Origin of the sequence: Posidoniimonas corsicana (genome assembly GCF_007859765.1) — a bacterium.
In the GTDB taxonomy this organism is placed as follows: Bacteria; Planctomycetota; Planctomycetia; order Pirellulales; family Lacipirellulaceae; genus Posidoniimonas; species Posidoniimonas corsicana.
Genome location: NZ_SIHJ01000001.1, coordinates 2,245,714 through 2,262,368 on the forward strand (window position 1 = coordinate 2,245,714; position 16,655 = coordinate 2,262,368).

The following is a 16,655-nucleotide window of genomic DNA, read 5'->3' on the forward strand; positions in this document are numbered from 1 at the left end:
GCGTCGGCGCTCAGTGGGAGGTTAGGTGTGTGCTGGCGGGCGGGTCGGTGGTGGCAAGCCCTGGGGAAGGCGGCATGGCGTGGGGTCCGCGGGATCAGGCGCCTTCGCGCTCGGCGGTGGGGCGGTCGCCGGTCGGCGATTGCGTGTACACGGCGTCCGGGAAGTGCTCCACCAGGTAGTGGACAATCCCCCGCACCGCCACCACGCCCGTGGGCGAGTCGTCCGGGTCGACCACCGGCAAGTGGCGGTAGCCCCCCTCGGACATCAGGCGGATCGCCTGCCCGACCGTGGTCTCCGGCCGGATGGTCATCAGGTCGGTCGACATCGCGGAGGAGACCGGGGCCGCAAGGTCCGCGCCCTCCGCAAGCAGCCGCAGCGCGTCGCGCTCGGTGAAGATGCCAACCAGCTTGGCGCCGTCGCAGACCATCACCGCGGCCTGCTTCTGGGCGCGTAACAGCCCCAGCACGTTCGCGAGTGGCTCGTCGGGTGCGGTTGCTAGGGGGGTGTCGGGCTGAGTAGCGCCGACGCTCTCACTCGAAAGACTGAGCTGGAAGTCCACGGCAGAAGGACCTGAGCAGTCGGGGCACTCGGATGCCGCCGTGCTAGCGAACCGGAGATGGGCGTCACGCGCGTCGGGCAACACGCCCGGCAAGACGCTTTGGCATGCGAGAGCGCGGGCGCGGGGCCGGCATCGGCCTGCGCCGCGTCGGTTGCCCGACGTGCGTAGCCGCTACAACACGCTCTCACGCCGGAGTTTAACATCCACCCATCCCAGTTTGAACCGCAAAAGAGACGCTTTTGACGCGGAATTTGTCATTATTGCCGCAGCCCCTTAGCACGCTTGCGGAACCGGCCCGATCCGCCCCCGCCAGCGTGACCAAGTTCACGCTGGCCGCCGCTCTGCGGTTCGCCTCCCGGGGGGTGGTTGTCTATGATGACTAGTCGCCAGACGCGACTCTAGCCTGCGGGGGCCGGCCTGAGGGATCCACACACCGCCGCCCGCATCCCACCGAGTCTCGAGCCCCTCGCCGGGCGAAGCCGATTGCCTATGAAACCGCGTTCCCGCTGCCTTACCGCCCTGCCCGTCTACAACGAGCGCGCCCACCTGACCTCGGTGCTGGATGAGGTCCGACGGCACGCCAAGGATGTCCTGGTTGTTGACGACGGCTCCACCGACGGCGTCGGGGAGTGCCTCGACAAGCGGACCGACATCTACGTCGAAACCCACGCACAGAACAGGGGTTACGGCGCCGCGCTGCGGACCGCGTTCGACTACGCCATCAAGCACGACTACCTGGTGGTGGTGACCATCGACTGCGATGGCCAGCACGAGCCGCAGCGGATCTCCGAGCTGTTCGACGCCTGCAGCAACGCCGACATCGCCTCCGGCAGCCGCTACCTCGGGCTCGACGAGGCCACCGCCGGCGCCGCCCCCGCCGACCGCCGCCGCATCAACCGGCAGATCACCCAGGAGCTGAACGACCGCCTCGGGCTGTCCATCACCGACGCCTTCTGCGGCTTCAAGGCCTACCGCGTTGAAGCGCTCAAGCGGCTCGACCTCACGGAGGACGGGTACGCCATGCCGCTGGAATTGTGGGTCCAGGCCGTCCACCGCCGGCTGCGGATTACCGAGGTCCCGGTGCCGCTCATCTACCTCGACGAGGAACGCAGCTTCGGCGGCGCCCTCGACGAGTCCGCCAAACGCCTTGCCTATTACCGCGAGGTCGTCGATCGCGCGGTCGCCGCCCTCCCTTCGCCACTAGTGCCGGGCGTGTCGCAGGACCCGGTCCCGCTGAGCATGGACCCGTGCCTCTCGCAGGACAAGTAGCGTGTCCCGGGCCGACCGCTCTGCGTATCGCCAGTTCCGCGCGCCGCGGGGTGACGGCCAGTCGCTGGTCGACCCAGGCTGGTCCGACCTGCCTGAGTTGGTCGAGTCCAACCGCCGCCAGTCCGCTGCCCTGCCCTACGACTTCGGCGGGCAGTCGCTCGCCGAGCTCCGCCAGGCGGCCCGGTTCACCTTACTGCATGCCGCGGGCGCGCTAACCGAGAGTGCCGCCGACCTGCCGCTCGTGATGACCGGCCACCAGCCGGAGCTGTACCACCCCGGCGTCTGGTTCAAGAACTTCCTGCTCGACCGGCTGAGCCGCGAGGTGGGTGGCCGCGCGGTCAACCTGATCATCGACTCCGACCTCTGCCGCGCGCCTAGCGTCAACGCACCGACCGGCGACGCCAACGGGCCCCGGGTCGAGGCGGTCCCGTTCGACGCCGCCGCGGCGCCCCTGCCTTACGAAGAGCGGGGTGTTGCCGACCCGGCGCTGCTGCGATCGTTCCCCCAACGCGTTGAAGAGGCGCTCGGCGGGCTGGTCGAAGGCCCGCTGGTCGCCGAGCTATGGCCGCAGGTGTTGTCCGCCGTTGCGGCGGGCGCCAACCTCGGCGCGGCGTTCTGCTCCGCCCGCCACACGCTGGAACGCGAGTGGGGCCTCGACACCGCCGAGGCACCCATCAGCGCCGTGTGCGACAGCTCGCCGTTCCGCTGGTTCGCGCTTGACCTGCTGCTGCGGCTCGACGACTTCCACGCCGCCCACAACCAAGCGCTGGCCGAGTACCGCGCCGCCCACAAGATCCGCACCCCCGCCCAGCCGATCCCCGACCTGCACCGCCAGGACGGCTGGCTCGAGGCGCCGTTCTGGGTCTGGACCGACCGCGACCCCACGCGGCGGCCGCTCTTCGCCCGGCAGTCTGGCGGTGGACTCCTGCTCTCCAACCTCGCGGGCGGCGAGTGGCGGCTGCCCGATATATCCAGTTTCAACGCCGGCTCCGCCGCCCTGGCCGGGCTTCGATTCGAACAAGGCGTCAAGATCCGCTCCCGCGCGCTGATCACCACGCTGTTTGCCCGTCTGCTGCTGGCCGATGTGTTCATCCACGGCATTGGCGGCGCCAAGTACGACCAGGTCGCCGAGCGCGCGGCCGAGCTGTACTACGGCTTCGCCCCGCCGCCGCACGCCACGGCGACCGCCACGCTTCGGCTGCCAATCCCGCACGACCGTGTCGACCGCGGCCGGCCGGTTGAGATTGCCGCGGATCTACGCTCGCTGGAGTTCCACCCCGAGCGGCACACTACTTCGCCCGACGCGGCCGCGCAGGCGGCAATCGAAAGCAAACGCCGCTGGGTCCAGACTGACAAAACGCCGGCCAACGCCGCCGAGCGGCACCGCGCGATCACGTCGGCCAACGCTGCGCTGCAGCCCTACGTCGAAGAGCAGCGGGCCGCACTCACCGCCGAACGCTCTCAAGTCGCCGCCCAAATCCGCGCCGCCGCGTTGCTGGAGTCGCGTGAGTACGCGTTTTGTTTGTTCCCTGAGGAGGACCTGAGGGAGCGGATGGAACGGGTGGTAAAGGTTGGAGGGTGAAACGGGGCGGCCCTCGTTCACACTGTCATGCATAGCACTCTCAACGCGTTAGCTGCCGGCGAGGAAGTCACTCGAGAGCAGTTGGAGGAACTGGCCGGGCAGCTCATCGAGGCGCTGAAGCGCGCGATCCGTGTGGACGAGGTGGAGGTGATTAAATCGCGAATCGATGTTTCGGGCGCATTCCCCGGATGGTTCTGCAAGTTGGCGTGTCAGTCGCCGATGCCGCCGTTTCAATACCAATGGCAGGCGCTGCTGAGTCTGGACGGCTATGATCAAGACGATGGCGCCCGGGGGATCAACTGCTGTGCCCACGTTCTGGTCTTTGTGAGTGGGAAACGCGTGGCCTCTGATTCAGGCAGCGTGATCCGGCTTGACCTCCGTGAGTCGGACGGTGTGTGGAAGTGGGTGGAAAGCGGCTGGGAAGTCGATGAGTATCAAGAGTTCGAAGACATCGTGGCGTTTCTATGGAGATAGTAGGGGGGCGGTAGCGAAGCGTACGCCCATCGTTGAGCGCAAACATGCGGTTTCAGTACTCACTCACAGAATACGTCGCTCTGCTAGCGCTTTTAGCGGGTCTCGGGACGTTCGCCGCTTCTCTCTTCCTGCCAGCCTCAAGCGATGGCATGATCGGTTTGGCGATGCTCCTGCTAGGCGTTCTTGGCGTTTTCGGCGCTGCACCCTCCGCCGAGCTTTGGGCCTACAGCTTTCTGGGAACGCTTCTTAACCTAGCGCTGCTGCTGGCAGCAGCGAGCTGGTCAGCCAGGCATCGCAACGTAAGGCGTCCTGTACGTGTTAGTTGCGGTGTCTTCTTGCTTGCCGGGTTTCTTGTTTTGACCTTGTTTCCAGCACGCAATAGTGACGGCGCCGTCGGCTACCGAACGTGGGTTAACTCATTCCAGTTTGCCGGCGTGAGTTTGTTGCTGCCCGTGTCGCGTAGGGTGTCAGGGTGAACTAAGAGCATCAGTCCCGAAGAAGGCGCCAGGAACCATTACTATATAGGTTCCTGACACCCTATCTGCGGTCCTACCTGCGGCGGCGCTGCAGCATTCCCAGCGTGGCCATCAGCAGCAGCGTCGCGGCCGCTGGCTCCGGCACGTTGGCCGGCGCCAGGTAGGGGAACACGTTCAGGAAGGCCGCATCGTTGCCGTCGACCATGTCGGTGGTGATGGCGTTGTTGGTCAGCAGGCCCAGCTCGGCGTCGATGACGTCGTCGGCCAGGCCGCGGCCGTTGAGGAACCCGTCGGCGCTGGCGGTGTCGAACGTCAGCACGTCCGGCAGCAGCACGCCGGTCAGGCTCATCGCGGTGGCCGTGTCGCCGCCGTTGAGGGCCTCGATGCGGGCCTGGACCTCGGCGCCGAACTCGCTGGGGTCGTCCATCGGCGCACCGGCGTTGAACGCCTCCTTGCGGGCGTCGCCAGAGATCAGCACGGTGTTGATGGCAGGCCGGCCGATGCGGTCGAGCTGCATCCCCCCGCTGTCGACCGTGCGGGCCCAGACGGCGATGTTCGAGTCCATCGTGGTTGGGTTGATCAGGTCGGCGCTGGGGACCTCCAGCACGATGGCGGACACGTCGGCGCCGGCGAAGAAGTCTTCGCCCGTGAAGCCGCCGGTTCCGTCGAGCGTTTCGTTAAACCCGTTGAGGTCGAAGAAGAACGGGTCGTCGTACTGGCCGGCCGAAACCTGCACGCCGCCGACCGTGGTGCTGCCGCCGGTGACGCCGGCGTACGCGCCGCCCGCCGAGCGGGTGACGGTGTAGGCCTGCACGCCGCCGGCCGCCGGGGCGAACGACGCGGAGTAGGTCAGGTCTTCGACGGCGTCGCCGTCGTAGTCGATGGCGAACTCGTACGCGACCGACGGGTCGAACGTCCTCGGGCTCAGCACGCCGGACAGCGGGTTCACCGTCATCACCAGCACGGAGTTCGACGGGTTGGCGGGCGACTGGAAGGCGTACAGGTCATTAATGTCGACCTGGCCGGCGCCCGACAGCGATGGTGCGTCGAGGTGGTCGGCGGCGTCGAGCCGGCCGGCGGCCGCGCACATCGCTAAGGCTGCGAGAGTTGTGATCGGGAGTTTCAACATGAGGAGGGCTCGCTAGGGGTGTCGGCGTCAGTGGCGCTGGTTGGTTTGCGTCTAACCTGGTTCTGCACAGACCAGCGGGAGGGCGCCTTACGAGGGCAGGACGGCGCCCCCGCCGGTCCGCACGCTGGATCTACGGCCATCGACGCGGCCCGGATTCGGCGAACCGGCGAATTCGAGGATGATTCGCTAATGGTGAGATCCAACCCCGCGCCGCAGACGCATAGCTAACGGCCCTCCGCGCGGCCTGGGCTACCGCTGCGCGACGCCGGGGGCCGCGAACGCCACAATTGGGAGCACGCCTTGCGGCGCATCGAGAACGAAACTGTTGGGTGGGCACGAACGCGGACGCGGTTCGCCGCCGGGCTGCTGGCCTGGTTGCTCGCCAGCGGAGCGCTGGCGGGCCGACCGTTTACGCCCGAGAGCGACGGCCAGGTGCTCGAGACGCTCCCCAAGGCGTTGCTCGCCGAGCAGGGCGCGCTGACAGCGCTCCGCCGGCGGCTGTCTGACGACCCCAGCGACCGCGAGCTGGCGGTCGAGGTGGCCGAGCGGTATGTATCGCTGGGCAAGCAGCAGTCCGACCCCCGCTACTACGGCTACGCCCAGGCCGCCCTCGCCCCCTGGTGGTCGCAGGAGGCCCCGCCGCCCGACGTGCTGCTCTTGCGGGCGAAGATTAAGGAACGCGACCACCGCTACGATGACGCCATCGCCGACCTGCGGCTGCTGCTGGAGGGCGCGCCGCGGAACGTCCAGGCGTGGGTGGAGCTGACGAACCTGTACCGCGTGCAGGGCCGCCTCGATGAAGCGCGGCAGGCGTGCGAGAACCTATCCGGCTTCGCCGACGCCGCGTCCGTTATGTTTTGCGGTGTCCCGGTGCAGGCGGCGACCGGCCAGGCGGAGGAGGCCTACGCCGCCCTCGGCCGCATCCTGCCGGTGGCGCGCGACCGCTGGACCGACGCGCTGCCGTGGGTGCTGACCATGCAGGCGGAGGTCGCGCGGGCGCTTGGTAAGAACGATGAGGCCCAACGCCACTACCGCGAGGGGCTGGAACTCCACCCCGACGACACCTACCTGCTGCGGGCGTACGCCGACTTCCTGCTGGACCGGGGCCGCGAAGACGAGGTGCTGCCGCTGCTGCGTGACCACACCAGCGACACCGGCGTGCTGCTGCGGGCGGCGATCGCCGCCGACCGGCTGGGGCGTGCGGACGCGGCCAGGGACTGGAGCGGGCAGCTAGAGAGCCGCTTCGAGGAGATCCGCCTGCGGGGCGGCGAGCCCCACGGGCGGTACGAGTCACGCTACGCGTTGGAGCTCCAGAAGCAGCCGAAGCAGGCGCTCGGGCTGGCGCTGGCCAACTGGCAAAAGCAGCGCGAGGTTCGCGACAGCCGCAACGTGCTGGAGGCGGCCCTCGCCGCCGACGACCCGTCCGCCGCGTCGCCCGTGCTGGCGTTCCTAAGGCGGTACAACACACAAGACGTCGACCTGCAGCGGCTGGTCGACCAACTGGAGGCGGCCGAGTGACCAGCCTCCGCAACTCGGTGCTGCGGTTCACAATCGCCGCGTCCGCCCTGCTGACCTGCGTCCCGGCGCTGGCCCACAAGCCGAGCGACAGCTACCTGCGCCTGACCGGCGGTGGGGAGCGGCTGGAGGTCGAGTGGGACATCGCCCTGAAGGACCTCGAGTTCCTGATCGGGTTGGACGACAACCAGGATGGCGACATCACCTGGGGAGAGCTCAAGGCGAAGCAGCCGGCCATCGCCGCCCGGGCGCTGAGCCGTCTCAACTTGTCGGCCGACGGACACGCGTGCGAGTTGGCGGTCCGCACCTTGCAGGTCAACCACCACAGCGACGGCGCGTACGCCGTGCTGTCCATCGAGACCGACGCCCCGGGCGACGCCGCGGAGCTCGAGATCCGCTACAGCCTGCTGTTCGACGTTGACCCGACCCACCGCGGCCTGGTGCTCTACCAGGGCGGCGGCGCGACCAGCACCCACGTGCTCAGCCCGGAGGAGCCCACGCTCTCCCTCCACACGGGCGACGCCAGCCTGCTCGACGCGTTTGTCGACTACACCCGCGAGGGCGTGTGGCACATCTGGATCGGGTACGACCACATCCTGTTCCTGCTGTCGCTCCTGCTGCCGGCCGTGCTGGTTCGCGAGGATCGCCGTTGGCGGCCGGTCGATTCGTTCCGCCCGGCGTGCCGTTCGGTCGTGAAGATCGTCACGGTCTTCACGCTGGCGCACTCCATCACGCTGTGGCTGGCGGTGACCGAGTATGTCACGCTGCCCAGCGCCATGGTTGAGGCGACGATCGCGCTGTCGATCATCGTGACCGCGATCAACAACCTGTGGCCGGTGCTGCCGTTGTCGGGGTGGATGATCGCGTTCGGGTTCGGCCTGGTGCACGGCTTCGGCTTCGCCAACGTGCTGATCGACCTGGGCCTGTCGAGCGCAACCTTGGCCGTGGCGCTGCTCGGGTTCAACGTAGGGGTGGAGCTCGGCCAGCTTGCGATCGTGTTGGTTTTCTTCCCGATCGCGTACCTGCTGCGCGACACGGAATTCTATCGCTGGGTGGTGCTACGGGCCGGTTCCGTGCTGATTGCTACCGTGGCGGCGATCTGGCTGTACGAGCGGGTGGCGAACGTCGAGATCCTCGGCTTCTAGCGTTTCGCCTTGGACGAGTTGCCTGTCGTTGCAAGAATCCAGTGGGGAACTGGTTCTTCACGCGTTCTTCACTTCTTCTTCACGCGGATGGTTCTGCGTTCGCTTTCTGGGGGCCTCTATTCGCGAAACGCCCCTCTGCGAGATAGGTCGCAACCCTGGCGTGGCGAACAGCTGGAGAGACGCCCGCCGCCCGGCTAGGATGACTGGTTGAGGCACTCGTCGATTGACTCGTCCGAGACGGTCTCCCCACCAGTTCTGGCGTGGGTGATCGACGATTTCTGAATGAGCACCAGGATCAGGGGTCCATCATGCGGTACCGGTACAGGTTGGCTTTGTTGTTGGCGGTAGGCGGCGTTTGTTGGGCCGGGCAGCGCGCGGCCGGCCAGAGCTACCGTGTCGAGCGGGTCGCGTCCGGCCTGCAGCAGCCGGTCTACATGGACCAGGCGCCGGGCGACCCGTCCAACATCATCTACTACATGACGCGGACCACCATGGGCGGCGCGAACGCCGGCAACGGCACGCACGGCAGCCTCTGGCGGTACGACATGAACACCAGGGCCGCCACCGAGGTCCTCAACCTCAGCCACCGCAGCCTGACGCTCGACCTCGGCCCGCAGGGCTTCGCCTTCCACCCGGACTTCAACAACCCGGGCACGGACGGCTACCAGAAGATCTACGTGTCGTCGGCGGCCACCGGCGGGCCGGTCAACTACGTGGAGGAGTACGCCGCCAGCGGGCCGGGCGGCACGGTCCCCACGGGCGGCGGCGGGCTGCCGGTCGTCAGCCGTACGCTGCTGGAGTACACCAACGTGTTCGGCGACAACAACCACGTGGTCGACTGGATAGGCTTCGACCCCCGCGCGTACGAAGCGCCGATCGGGTCGCCGGAGCGCAACTACCTGTACATCTCCGCCGGCGACGGCTCCAACGGCCGCCCAGCGGACCAGCGCCCGGAGCAGAAGTCGGACATCGTGCAGGGCAAGCTGCTGAGGATCGACGTCGACCCGAACAAGGCGGACTTCTACCCCGCCGACCCGCAGAAGAACTTCGCGATCCCGGACACCAACCCGATCCCGCTGTGGAACGCCACGCACGACGCCAACAACCAGCTGGTCGGCACCACGCTCAACTACACCGGCCCGACCCAGTCGGTCAGCTACTCGCCGGCGCTGCCTGAGCTCTACTTCACCGGCACGCGGAACACCTTCCGCATGAGCATCGATCGCCAGACCGGCGACTTCTGGTCCGGCGACGTCGGCGAGATCCAGCGCGAGGAGATCAACTTCCTGCCCGCCGACCCGTACGACGGCTCGCAGGTCCCCTACGACTTTGGTTTCCCACAGGTGGAGGGGACGGGCGTGTTCGTGAACCGCTCCAACGGCGACACCAGCATCCAGTGGGACCTGTCCGGCGGCGGTTCGGTGACGGTCGACAGCGTCAACCCGATCCAGGAGGGCCCCCACGGTCAGCTGAACGTGGGCTCCACCGCCGGCGATGAAGAGATCCGCAGCACGCCGCGCAGCGCGTACATCGGCGGCTACGTCTATCGCGGCCCGATCCAGGAACTGCAGGGCAAGTACTTCTACTCCGACTTTGTGCAGGGCAACATCTTCTCGCTCGACTTCGACACGAGCACGCCGATCGAGGACTTCAGCGGCTCGAACCAGAACCTGGTGGAGGTCCCGACCGACAACGGGAGTGTGATGCTTGCCTCGCTGGGCACACGCGAGGTGGTGCTCAACCGCAACCTCAACTCGCTGTGGCACACGCTGATGGTCGACCCCCAGGACCCGACCTACACCCCCGCCCTGGGCGACGACTTCGGCATCGGCCGCGTGGTTTCGTTTGGCGAGGACAACGCGGGCAACCTGTACATCATCGACATGGGCGGCCAACGCGGCAACGCGGGCTTCGGCAACGACTACCCCGGCGGCGCCACCGGGCAGATCTTCCGCGTCGTGCCCAACCTGCAGGTATTCGTTACCGTCGACCGCGTCACCGGGGCGCTCACGTTCAGCAACGAGGCGGGCGAGCCGGTCGACGTCCTGGGCTACCAGGTCACCTCCGGCGCCGGCGCCCTCAATCCCGACGCGCTGACGCCGATTACCGGACGGCTCGACAACAGCGGCACGGGAAGCGGTGAAGTCGACGGCGTCAACGCGTGGGAGGTCACGTCGGCCGAAGGCGACAACACGCTGTTCAGCGAGGCCTCCACGGGGACGGCTGCGTCGCTGGCGGCGGGGCAGTCGTTCGCGCTCAGCCCGGCGGGCGGCTGGGTGCAGTCGATCTACGAGGACCTAATACTAGAGGTGACCCTGGATGGCGGCGCCACGGTGCAGGCGCAGGTCGCCTACGTGGGAAACAGCGGCGCGCCGTTTGACCGGGGCGACCTCGACTTCGACGGCGCGCTCGACCCGGACGACTGGAACCTGTTCCGCAGCAACTTCTTCTCCGAGTTCGACGGCCTGACGGTTGCCGAGTCCTACGGCCTAGGCGACCTGGACGGCGACGGCGACAACGACCACGACGACTTCCTGCTGTTCAAGGCCGACTACACCGCCGCCAACGGCGCCGCCGCCTTCGCCGGCCTGCTGCAGGCGCCCGAGCCGGGCGCCGCGTTGCTGGCGTCGGTCGCGGTGGCGTTCGGGTGCGCCCGCCGGCGGCGCCAACGCTCCGCGTCTCCTGTTAGCTTGCTGACGCTCGCCGTGGCGGCCGGCGTGGCCGGGCTGGCCGGCGGCGACGCCGAGGCCGCGCTGACCCACCAGTACACGTTCAACAGCGGGCTGACCGATAGCGTCGGCGGCGTCGACGGCCAGGCGTTCGGCGCCGCGGCTGTGGACGGCCAGGGCAAGTTGAGCTTGCCAGGCGGCTCGGGCGACTACGTCGGGTTCGACGCGTCGCAGATCGGCATCTCGTCGTACACCGACCTGACCATCGAGACCTGGTTCACCGCCGACAACCACCAGACCTGGGCGCGGCTGTTCGACTACGGCGACCGCTCGGTCGCCAACGAGGGCTACGTCTACTACTCGCCGCAGAGCGGGCTGGGCGGCAACCCCGCGCTGGCCCGGTTCACCACCCAGGCCGACATCACGGCAATCACGTCGGCGTCGCCGCCGACCGGCGTGCAGCACCACCTGGCGTTTGTCATCGACGACAACGCCAACGGCGGGGCGGATCAGTTCTCGGTGTACCTCAACGGCGTGCTGGCCGGGACGACCGCGCACAACAAATCGCTCAGCGACGTGATCGACACTAACGCGTTCTTGGGCCGGTCGACGTTTGTCGGGAACGACCCGTTCTTCGACGGCTCGATCGACGAGTTCCGCATCTACGACCACGCGCTGTCGGCGAGCGAGGTCGACCAGAATTTCCTGGCCGGCCCGACCCCGGTCGCGTCGATGGTGCTGTACGTGAACACCATCTCGGGCGACCTGACCCTGTCCACCACTGACGCCAGCCCGGTCAGCATCGACTACTATGCCGTCAGGAGCGCGGCCGGCGCGCTGAGCACCACCGGCTGGGTCAGCCTGGACGATCAGGGCTTGGGGGCCGGCGCCGGCCCGGGCCAGGGCTGGGAGGAGGCGGACCTGTCCGACCCGACCGAGCTGGGCGAGCTGTACCTGCTGGGGACATCGCCGGTGGCGGGCGACGCGCCGCTGCCGCTCGGCGCGGCGTACGACCCGTCGGTCTTCGGCGCGGGCGCCCCGGGCGACCTGATCTTCGAGTTCGGCCTGCAAGGCGCCAAGGCGATCGCCGGCCAGGTGGTCTACGTCGCCCGGGCGCCGGGCGACTACAACAACGACGGCGCCACTGACGCGGCCGACTACACCGTGTGGCGCGACAGCCTGGGCGCCACAGGGCTGGCGCCGTTCACCTCGGCCGACGGCAACGGCGACGGCCGGGTTACCCAGGAAGACTACGCGGTCTGGCGGGACAGCTACGGGCTCACCGCGGCCGGCGCCGCCGCGCAGGCCGCGCCGGAGCCAATGGCAGCCGGTTTGACAGCGCTCATGGCAATCTCGTTTAGCCTGACGCAGCGCACGCGGGTAGGCTGCTAGCACGGCGCCCTGGCCCAATCTTGCCGGGCGTCGGCGTGTCTTGTAGTGTTCGGCCGATTCTCTCCTCTCGTCCGCCCAATCCGACTCGTCACGCCCTGCCCCATGCGGCTCCGAACCGCCCTGCGACTGCCGGCCGGCGTCAGGCGCTGCCTGTCTGCGCTCTGCCTCGCGGCAAGCGTGTGCGCGGCGGCCGGCGCGCAGGACGACACGCAGACCCTGCTGCGCGAGCTCCAGCAGGAGGTGCAGCAGTTGCGGGCGCAGGTCGAGCGGGACCGCACCGCGATCGAGACGCGTCAGACCGACCTCGAGCAGCGGGTCCGCACGCGCGGCGAGGAGGCGTTCAGCCGGATCGAGTCGCTAGAGGGGACCGAGGCCGAGCTGCAACGCCAGCTCGAGCTGCGGGTGCCGTCCTACGACGCGCTGCCGCAATCGGCCGCGCAGGAGCTCGCCGACGGGCTCAGCCTGACCGAGCGGCTCGAGAACCTCATCATCTTCCACGGCTACCTGCGGTCGGGATTTGGCTCCAACGGCCGCGGCGGCGGGCAGGACCCGTTCCAGGCGCCCGGCGCGCCGGCTAAGTACCGGCTCGGCAACGAGGCCGATACGTACGGCGAGATCATCTTCGACAAGGAGTGGTCGCCGGACCGCAAGAAGCCGCAGTTCCGCGGCGAGGTGATGATCGCGTTCCAGACCAGGCAGAATGACACCTTCGACGTCGACAACGACGTCTACCTCGTGCGTGAGGCGATGGTCGAGGCCAAGAACTTCGCCATCGCACCGGACTGGGTTTGGTGGGCGGGGCAGCGCTACTACGACCGGCACGACATCCACATCAACGACTTCTTCTACCTCGACATGTCCGGCTACGGCGGCGGCGTCCGTGAGATCGACCTCGGCTGCTGTACCCTCGACATTGCGTACCTGGGCGGGTCGCTCGAGGACGTGATCACGCACCGCGGCGTGCTGACCGGCCACCACCTCGACATGCGCCTGCAGGACGTGCCGGCGCCGTTCGGCAGGGCGATCCTGTGGCTCGACCTGGCGATCCGGCCCGGCGGCGACCTGCCCGACGCCCGCCGGGTGGAGAACTCGCGCGGGGCGGCGGGCGGGGTGATCCACATCGTCGAGGACGTGCTGGGCGGCTTCAACAAGGCGGCGCTGCTGCACGGCCGAGACGCCGCGGCCAGCTTCTCCACGAGCCTCTCCGATCCGTTCACCACGCTCGACGCCACCCGCCAGACGCTGGCCGCCGAAGTGCTGACCGTGCAGCCCGCCGACTGGCTCAGCATGCAGATGGCGTTCGTGTGGCGGTCGGTCGAGAACGACAGCATCCCCGACTCGCGGGTGGTGTGGACCTCCGGCGGCCTCCGCCCGATCCTCCACCTGACCGAGTACTGGGCGTTGGCATTCGAGTACGGCGCCGACCACGTCGATAACGACAACCTGGGCGTCGCGGGTACCCTGCAGAAGTTCACCATCGCCCCCGAGCTGCGGGCCGGCAACCAGTTCTTCTCCCGCCCTTCGCTGCGGGCGTTTTGCACCTACGCGGTGTGGCCCGAGCAGTTCGAGGGGCTGGTCGGCGGCCCCGCCTACGCGATGTCGACGGACGGGTTCTCGATGGGCTGCCAGGTCGAAACCTGGTGGTGACGCCGGCTCAGAACCGGTACACCGCTGCGCAGCCCGAGTCGCTCGCGTCCGGCTCCGCGTCGCAGACCAGCACGTCGCCGCCCGTGCGGAGCACCTGTGACACCACGCCGGCGCACCGCTGACGCTGCTGTCCGGGGCCGTCCGCCAGGTCGGCTCGGACGTACAGCGTGTCGACGCGGCCCTGCTCGGCCGCCGACGCGATGGCGTCCAGGTCGCGGCTGCCCTGGTCCCGCGACTCGGCCAGCCCCAGCCGCTCGGCAATCGCCCGCTGATCCGCCGCGAACAGCGGCTCGACCAGCTGCCACACCCGCGGGTGCAGGTCGTCGGCGGACAGGTCGTCCGGGTTGCCCGGCACCGGCTCCGCGACCAGCCGTTGATAATCGCAGGCCTCGCGGAACAACGGGAACAGGTACTCCACGCCGCAGAACACCAGCGGGGCGCGCTGGCCCGGCAGGTACTTCATCAGCGGCGCGTTGAGCCGGTGGAAAAACTGCAGCAGCTCCTTCTTGTGGTCCTCGCCCTCGCCGCCGCCGTGCCCGTGGAAGATGGCGTCGCCGCCGGCGCTGCTGCTAGTGGCCGCCGCGTGGGAGTGGAACTGCAGCGCGGACTGGTACTCGTCGATGTTGAGCGCGTCGACCAGGTCCTGCGGGAGGTTGGCGTGCTCGACCTCCGACAGCCCGTGCTTGTCGCCCTCGAACAGACGCACACGGTTCTGGCTGACCGCCAACGCGTAGCAGCGGCCGTCGCCCTGCAGGCTGCGGAGGAGCGGCGGCAGGTAGTACTCGTCCGCCACGACGACCAGCTCCGGCGTCGCCGCGGTGAGCCGGTAGCCGACCGCGCTGCCGGGCGACAGCAGGATCGCCAGGCCCTCGGTCGAGTTCTGCCAGAAGTCGTCTTCGGGCCGGCCGGGAAGCTGCTGCGCGGGGGCCAGCAGGCGGAGCTGCAGCTCGCGGTCGTGCCCCGCCTGCTGGAGCTGCTTCTCGGCGTCCGCCAACAGGTTCTTCAGGCGGATCGGGTCTTGCTGAACCTCACGGCCCTTGCGGTGGGTCGGCAGGTAGATCGAAACGCACGGCTTGGAGGAGTGGTTTGCCAGCGACGAAATATCAGCGTGCTTGATCTCGGTGGTGTTCACAGCGGATCTCCTTTCAGCGGCGGGGTCGGTTCGCATTCGCCCGCGGCCGGCGCCAGGTGCGCAGCGACACGCGGGGGCTGAAAGAAGGAAGCAAATGGGGCGCCGGCGGCTCGGAGGCACGGACCTGCGGGGGCTGGGTGGCCGCGCGGCGGCCAGGCTGTGCGGCAAGCGGCCGGAGAGCCCGGGGCAGCCCCGCCTTAGGAGAGTTCGCCCACCAACTCGTTCATGCTGTCGTGCGCGTCGCCGAAGAGCATGTGGGTGTTGTCGTAGTAGAACAGCGGATTATCGACGCCCGCGTAGCCGGCCGCCCTGCCCCGCTTGAGCATCACGACCCGCTTGGCCTCCCACACCTCGAGCACCGGCATGCCGGCGATCGGGCTGCCCGGGTCGGTCAGCGCGCTGGGGTTCACGATGTCGTTGGCGCCGATCACCAGCACGACATCCGTGTCGGGGAAATCGGCGTTGATCTCGTCCATCTCCAGCACGATGTCGTACGGGACGCTCGCCTCGGCCAGCAGCACGTTCATGTGCCCGGGCAGGCGGCCGGCGACCGGGTGGATGGCGAACCGCACGTTCTTGCCCTGGGCGCGGAGCTTGTCGCCCACCTCGCGGACGGCGTGCTGCGCCCGTGCGACGGCCATTCCGTAGCCGGGCACGATAATCACGTTCTCGGCCCGCTTCAGCTCGTCGGCCAGGTCGCTGACGCTGGTCTCGGTGACCGTGCCGGCCTGCTCCATGGAGCAGGACTCCCCGCCCGCGGCCGCCTTCGGCTCGGCGCCGAACCCGCCGAACACGACGTTCCAGATCGAGCGGTTCATCGCGTGGCACATGATGTAGCTGAGGATGGCGCCGCTGGCGCCGACCAGCGCGCCGGTCACGATCAGCAGGTCATTGGAGAGCATGAAGCCGGCGGCCGCCGCGGTCCAGCCGGAGTAGCTGTTGAGCAGCGAGACCACCACCGGCATGTCCGCGCCGCCGATGGCGGCCACCAGGTGCACGCCCAGCAGCAGCGCGATCACAGTGGCGAGGAGCAGCAGCACGAGCGGGGCGACGCCGCCCAGGTGCAGCACGAACATCACGCCCAGCACGGCGCTCAGCACCACCGCGGCCAGGTTCAGCAAGTGCCGGCCGGGCAGCAGCAGCGGCTTGCCGGACAGCTTCCCGCAGAGTTTCAGGAACGCGACCACCGAGCCGGTGAACGTGATCGCGCCGATCCAGACCGCCAGGAAGATCTCGGTCAGGTGGATCCGCTGCCCGACCACGGTCTCGCCGTGGGGCCCGAAGTAGCTCGCGAAGCCGACCAGCACCGCCGCGGCGCCGACAAAGCTGTGCAACAGCGCGACCATCTCCGGCATGGAGGTCATCGCCACCCGCGAGGCCATCACGGCGCCCACCACGGCGCCGATCGCCACCGCCACCGCGACCCACACCAGCCCCTGGCTGGTGATCTCGTGCGAGGTCATCGTCGCGCCCACGGCGATCGCCATGCCGATGATGCCGTACAAGTTGCCGCGGCGCGCGGTCTCTTGGCTGCTGAGCCCCTTGAGGCTGAGGATGAACAGCACCGCCGCGACGAGGTACGGGATGGAGAGTAAGACCTGGTCCAAGGTTGAATCGCGTGGTTAGGGGGAGTGTGGGGCGATTGGGGATTGCGGATTGGGGATTG

Annotated in this window: 11 protein-coding genes; 7 read left to right on the forward strand and 4 right to left on the reverse strand. The window is 68.5% G+C overall.

Annotation, left to right across the window (positions count from 1 at the left end; all coding sequences use genetic code 11):
• Positions 1–94 precede the first annotated feature (94 nt).
• Entirely contained in the window at positions 95–559 is a 465-nt protein-coding gene (locus KOR34_RS08655; protein WP_197531260.1) for a CBS domain-containing protein, read from the reverse strand.
• 489 nt (positions 560–1,048) lie between these two features.
• Between KOR34_RS08655 and KOR34_RS08660 the strand changes: the two genes are divergently transcribed.
• From KOR34_RS08660 to KOR34_RS08670, 3 genes are read left to right on the forward strand one after another with little or no spacing between them, the layout of a single operon-like run.
• Entirely contained in the window at positions 1,049–1,828 is a 780-nt protein-coding gene (locus KOR34_RS08660) for a glycosyltransferase family 2 protein (protein ID WP_146564038.1), read from the forward strand.
• Position 1,829: 1 nt separating this feature from the next.
• The gene (locus KOR34_RS08665) at positions 1,830–3,410 is read left to right on the forward strand and encodes a hypothetical protein (protein WP_146564040.1); all 1,581 of its coding nucleotides are present in this window, start codon (positions 1,830–1,832) and stop codon (positions 3,408–3,410) included.
• 27 nt (positions 3,411–3,437) lie between these two features.
• A complete protein-coding gene (locus KOR34_RS08670; RefSeq protein ID WP_146564042.1) occupies positions 3,438–3,884 on the forward strand; it encodes a hypothetical protein in 447 nt (148 codons plus the stop codon).
• A 549-nt stretch (positions 3,885–4,433) separates the two neighbouring features.
• Here the strand turns inward: KOR34_RS08670 and KOR34_RS08675 are convergent.
• Complete coding sequence (locus KOR34_RS08675; protein WP_146564044.1) at positions 4,434–5,489, reverse strand: DUF4331 family protein; 1,056 nt, start codon at positions 5,487–5,489, stop codon at positions 4,434–4,436.
• Positions 5,490–5,789: 300 nt separating this feature from the next.
• On the opposite strand from KOR34_RS08675, the gene KOR34_RS08680 reads away from it, so the two are divergent.
• The 4 genes from KOR34_RS08680 (at position 5,790) to KOR34_RS08695 (ending at position 13,857) form a co-directional block, all read left to right on the forward strand.
• Positions 5,790–7,007, forward strand: a complete 1,218-nt coding sequence (locus tag KOR34_RS08680; protein WP_146564046.1) for a tetratricopeptide repeat protein — start codon at positions 5,790–5,792, stop codon at positions 7,005–7,007.
• Positions 7,004–8,149 (forward strand): HupE/UreJ family protein, encoded by a 1,146-nt coding sequence (locus KOR34_RS08685; RefSeq protein WP_197531261.1) that lies wholly within the window; start codon positions 7,004–7,006, stop codon positions 8,147–8,149. The genes KOR34_RS08680 and KOR34_RS08685 overlap by 4 nt, the downstream gene beginning before the upstream one ends.
• A 308-nt stretch (positions 8,150–8,457) precedes the next feature.
• On the forward strand, positions 8,458–12,210 hold the full coding sequence (locus KOR34_RS08690; RefSeq protein WP_146564048.1) for a LamG-like jellyroll fold domain-containing protein: 3,753 nt from the start codon (positions 8,458–8,460) through the stop codon (positions 12,208–12,210).
• Positions 12,211–12,312: 102 nt separating this feature from the next.
• Positions 12,313–13,857 carry a carbohydrate porin gene (locus KOR34_RS08695; RefSeq protein WP_146564049.1) on the forward strand — a complete coding sequence of 515 codons (1,545 nt, stop codon included), beginning with the start codon at positions 12,313–12,315 and terminating at the stop codon, positions 13,855–13,857.
• Between the two features lie 7 nt (positions 13,858–13,864).
• Here KOR34_RS08695 and KOR34_RS08700 read toward each other — a convergent pair whose 3' ends face one another.
• Positions 13,865–14,989, reverse strand: coding sequence for a baeRF7 domain-containing protein (locus KOR34_RS08700; protein ID WP_146564051.1), 1,125 nt, complete (start codon positions 14,987–14,989; stop codon positions 13,865–13,867).
• A gap of 197 nt (positions 14,990–15,186) precedes the next feature.
• Positions 15,187–16,596, reverse strand: coding sequence for an NAD(P)(+) transhydrogenase (Re/Si-specific) subunit beta (locus KOR34_RS08705; RefSeq protein ID WP_146564053.1), 1,410 nt, complete (start codon positions 16,594–16,596; stop codon positions 15,187–15,189).
• Between the last annotated feature and the right edge of the window lie 59 nt (positions 16,597–16,655).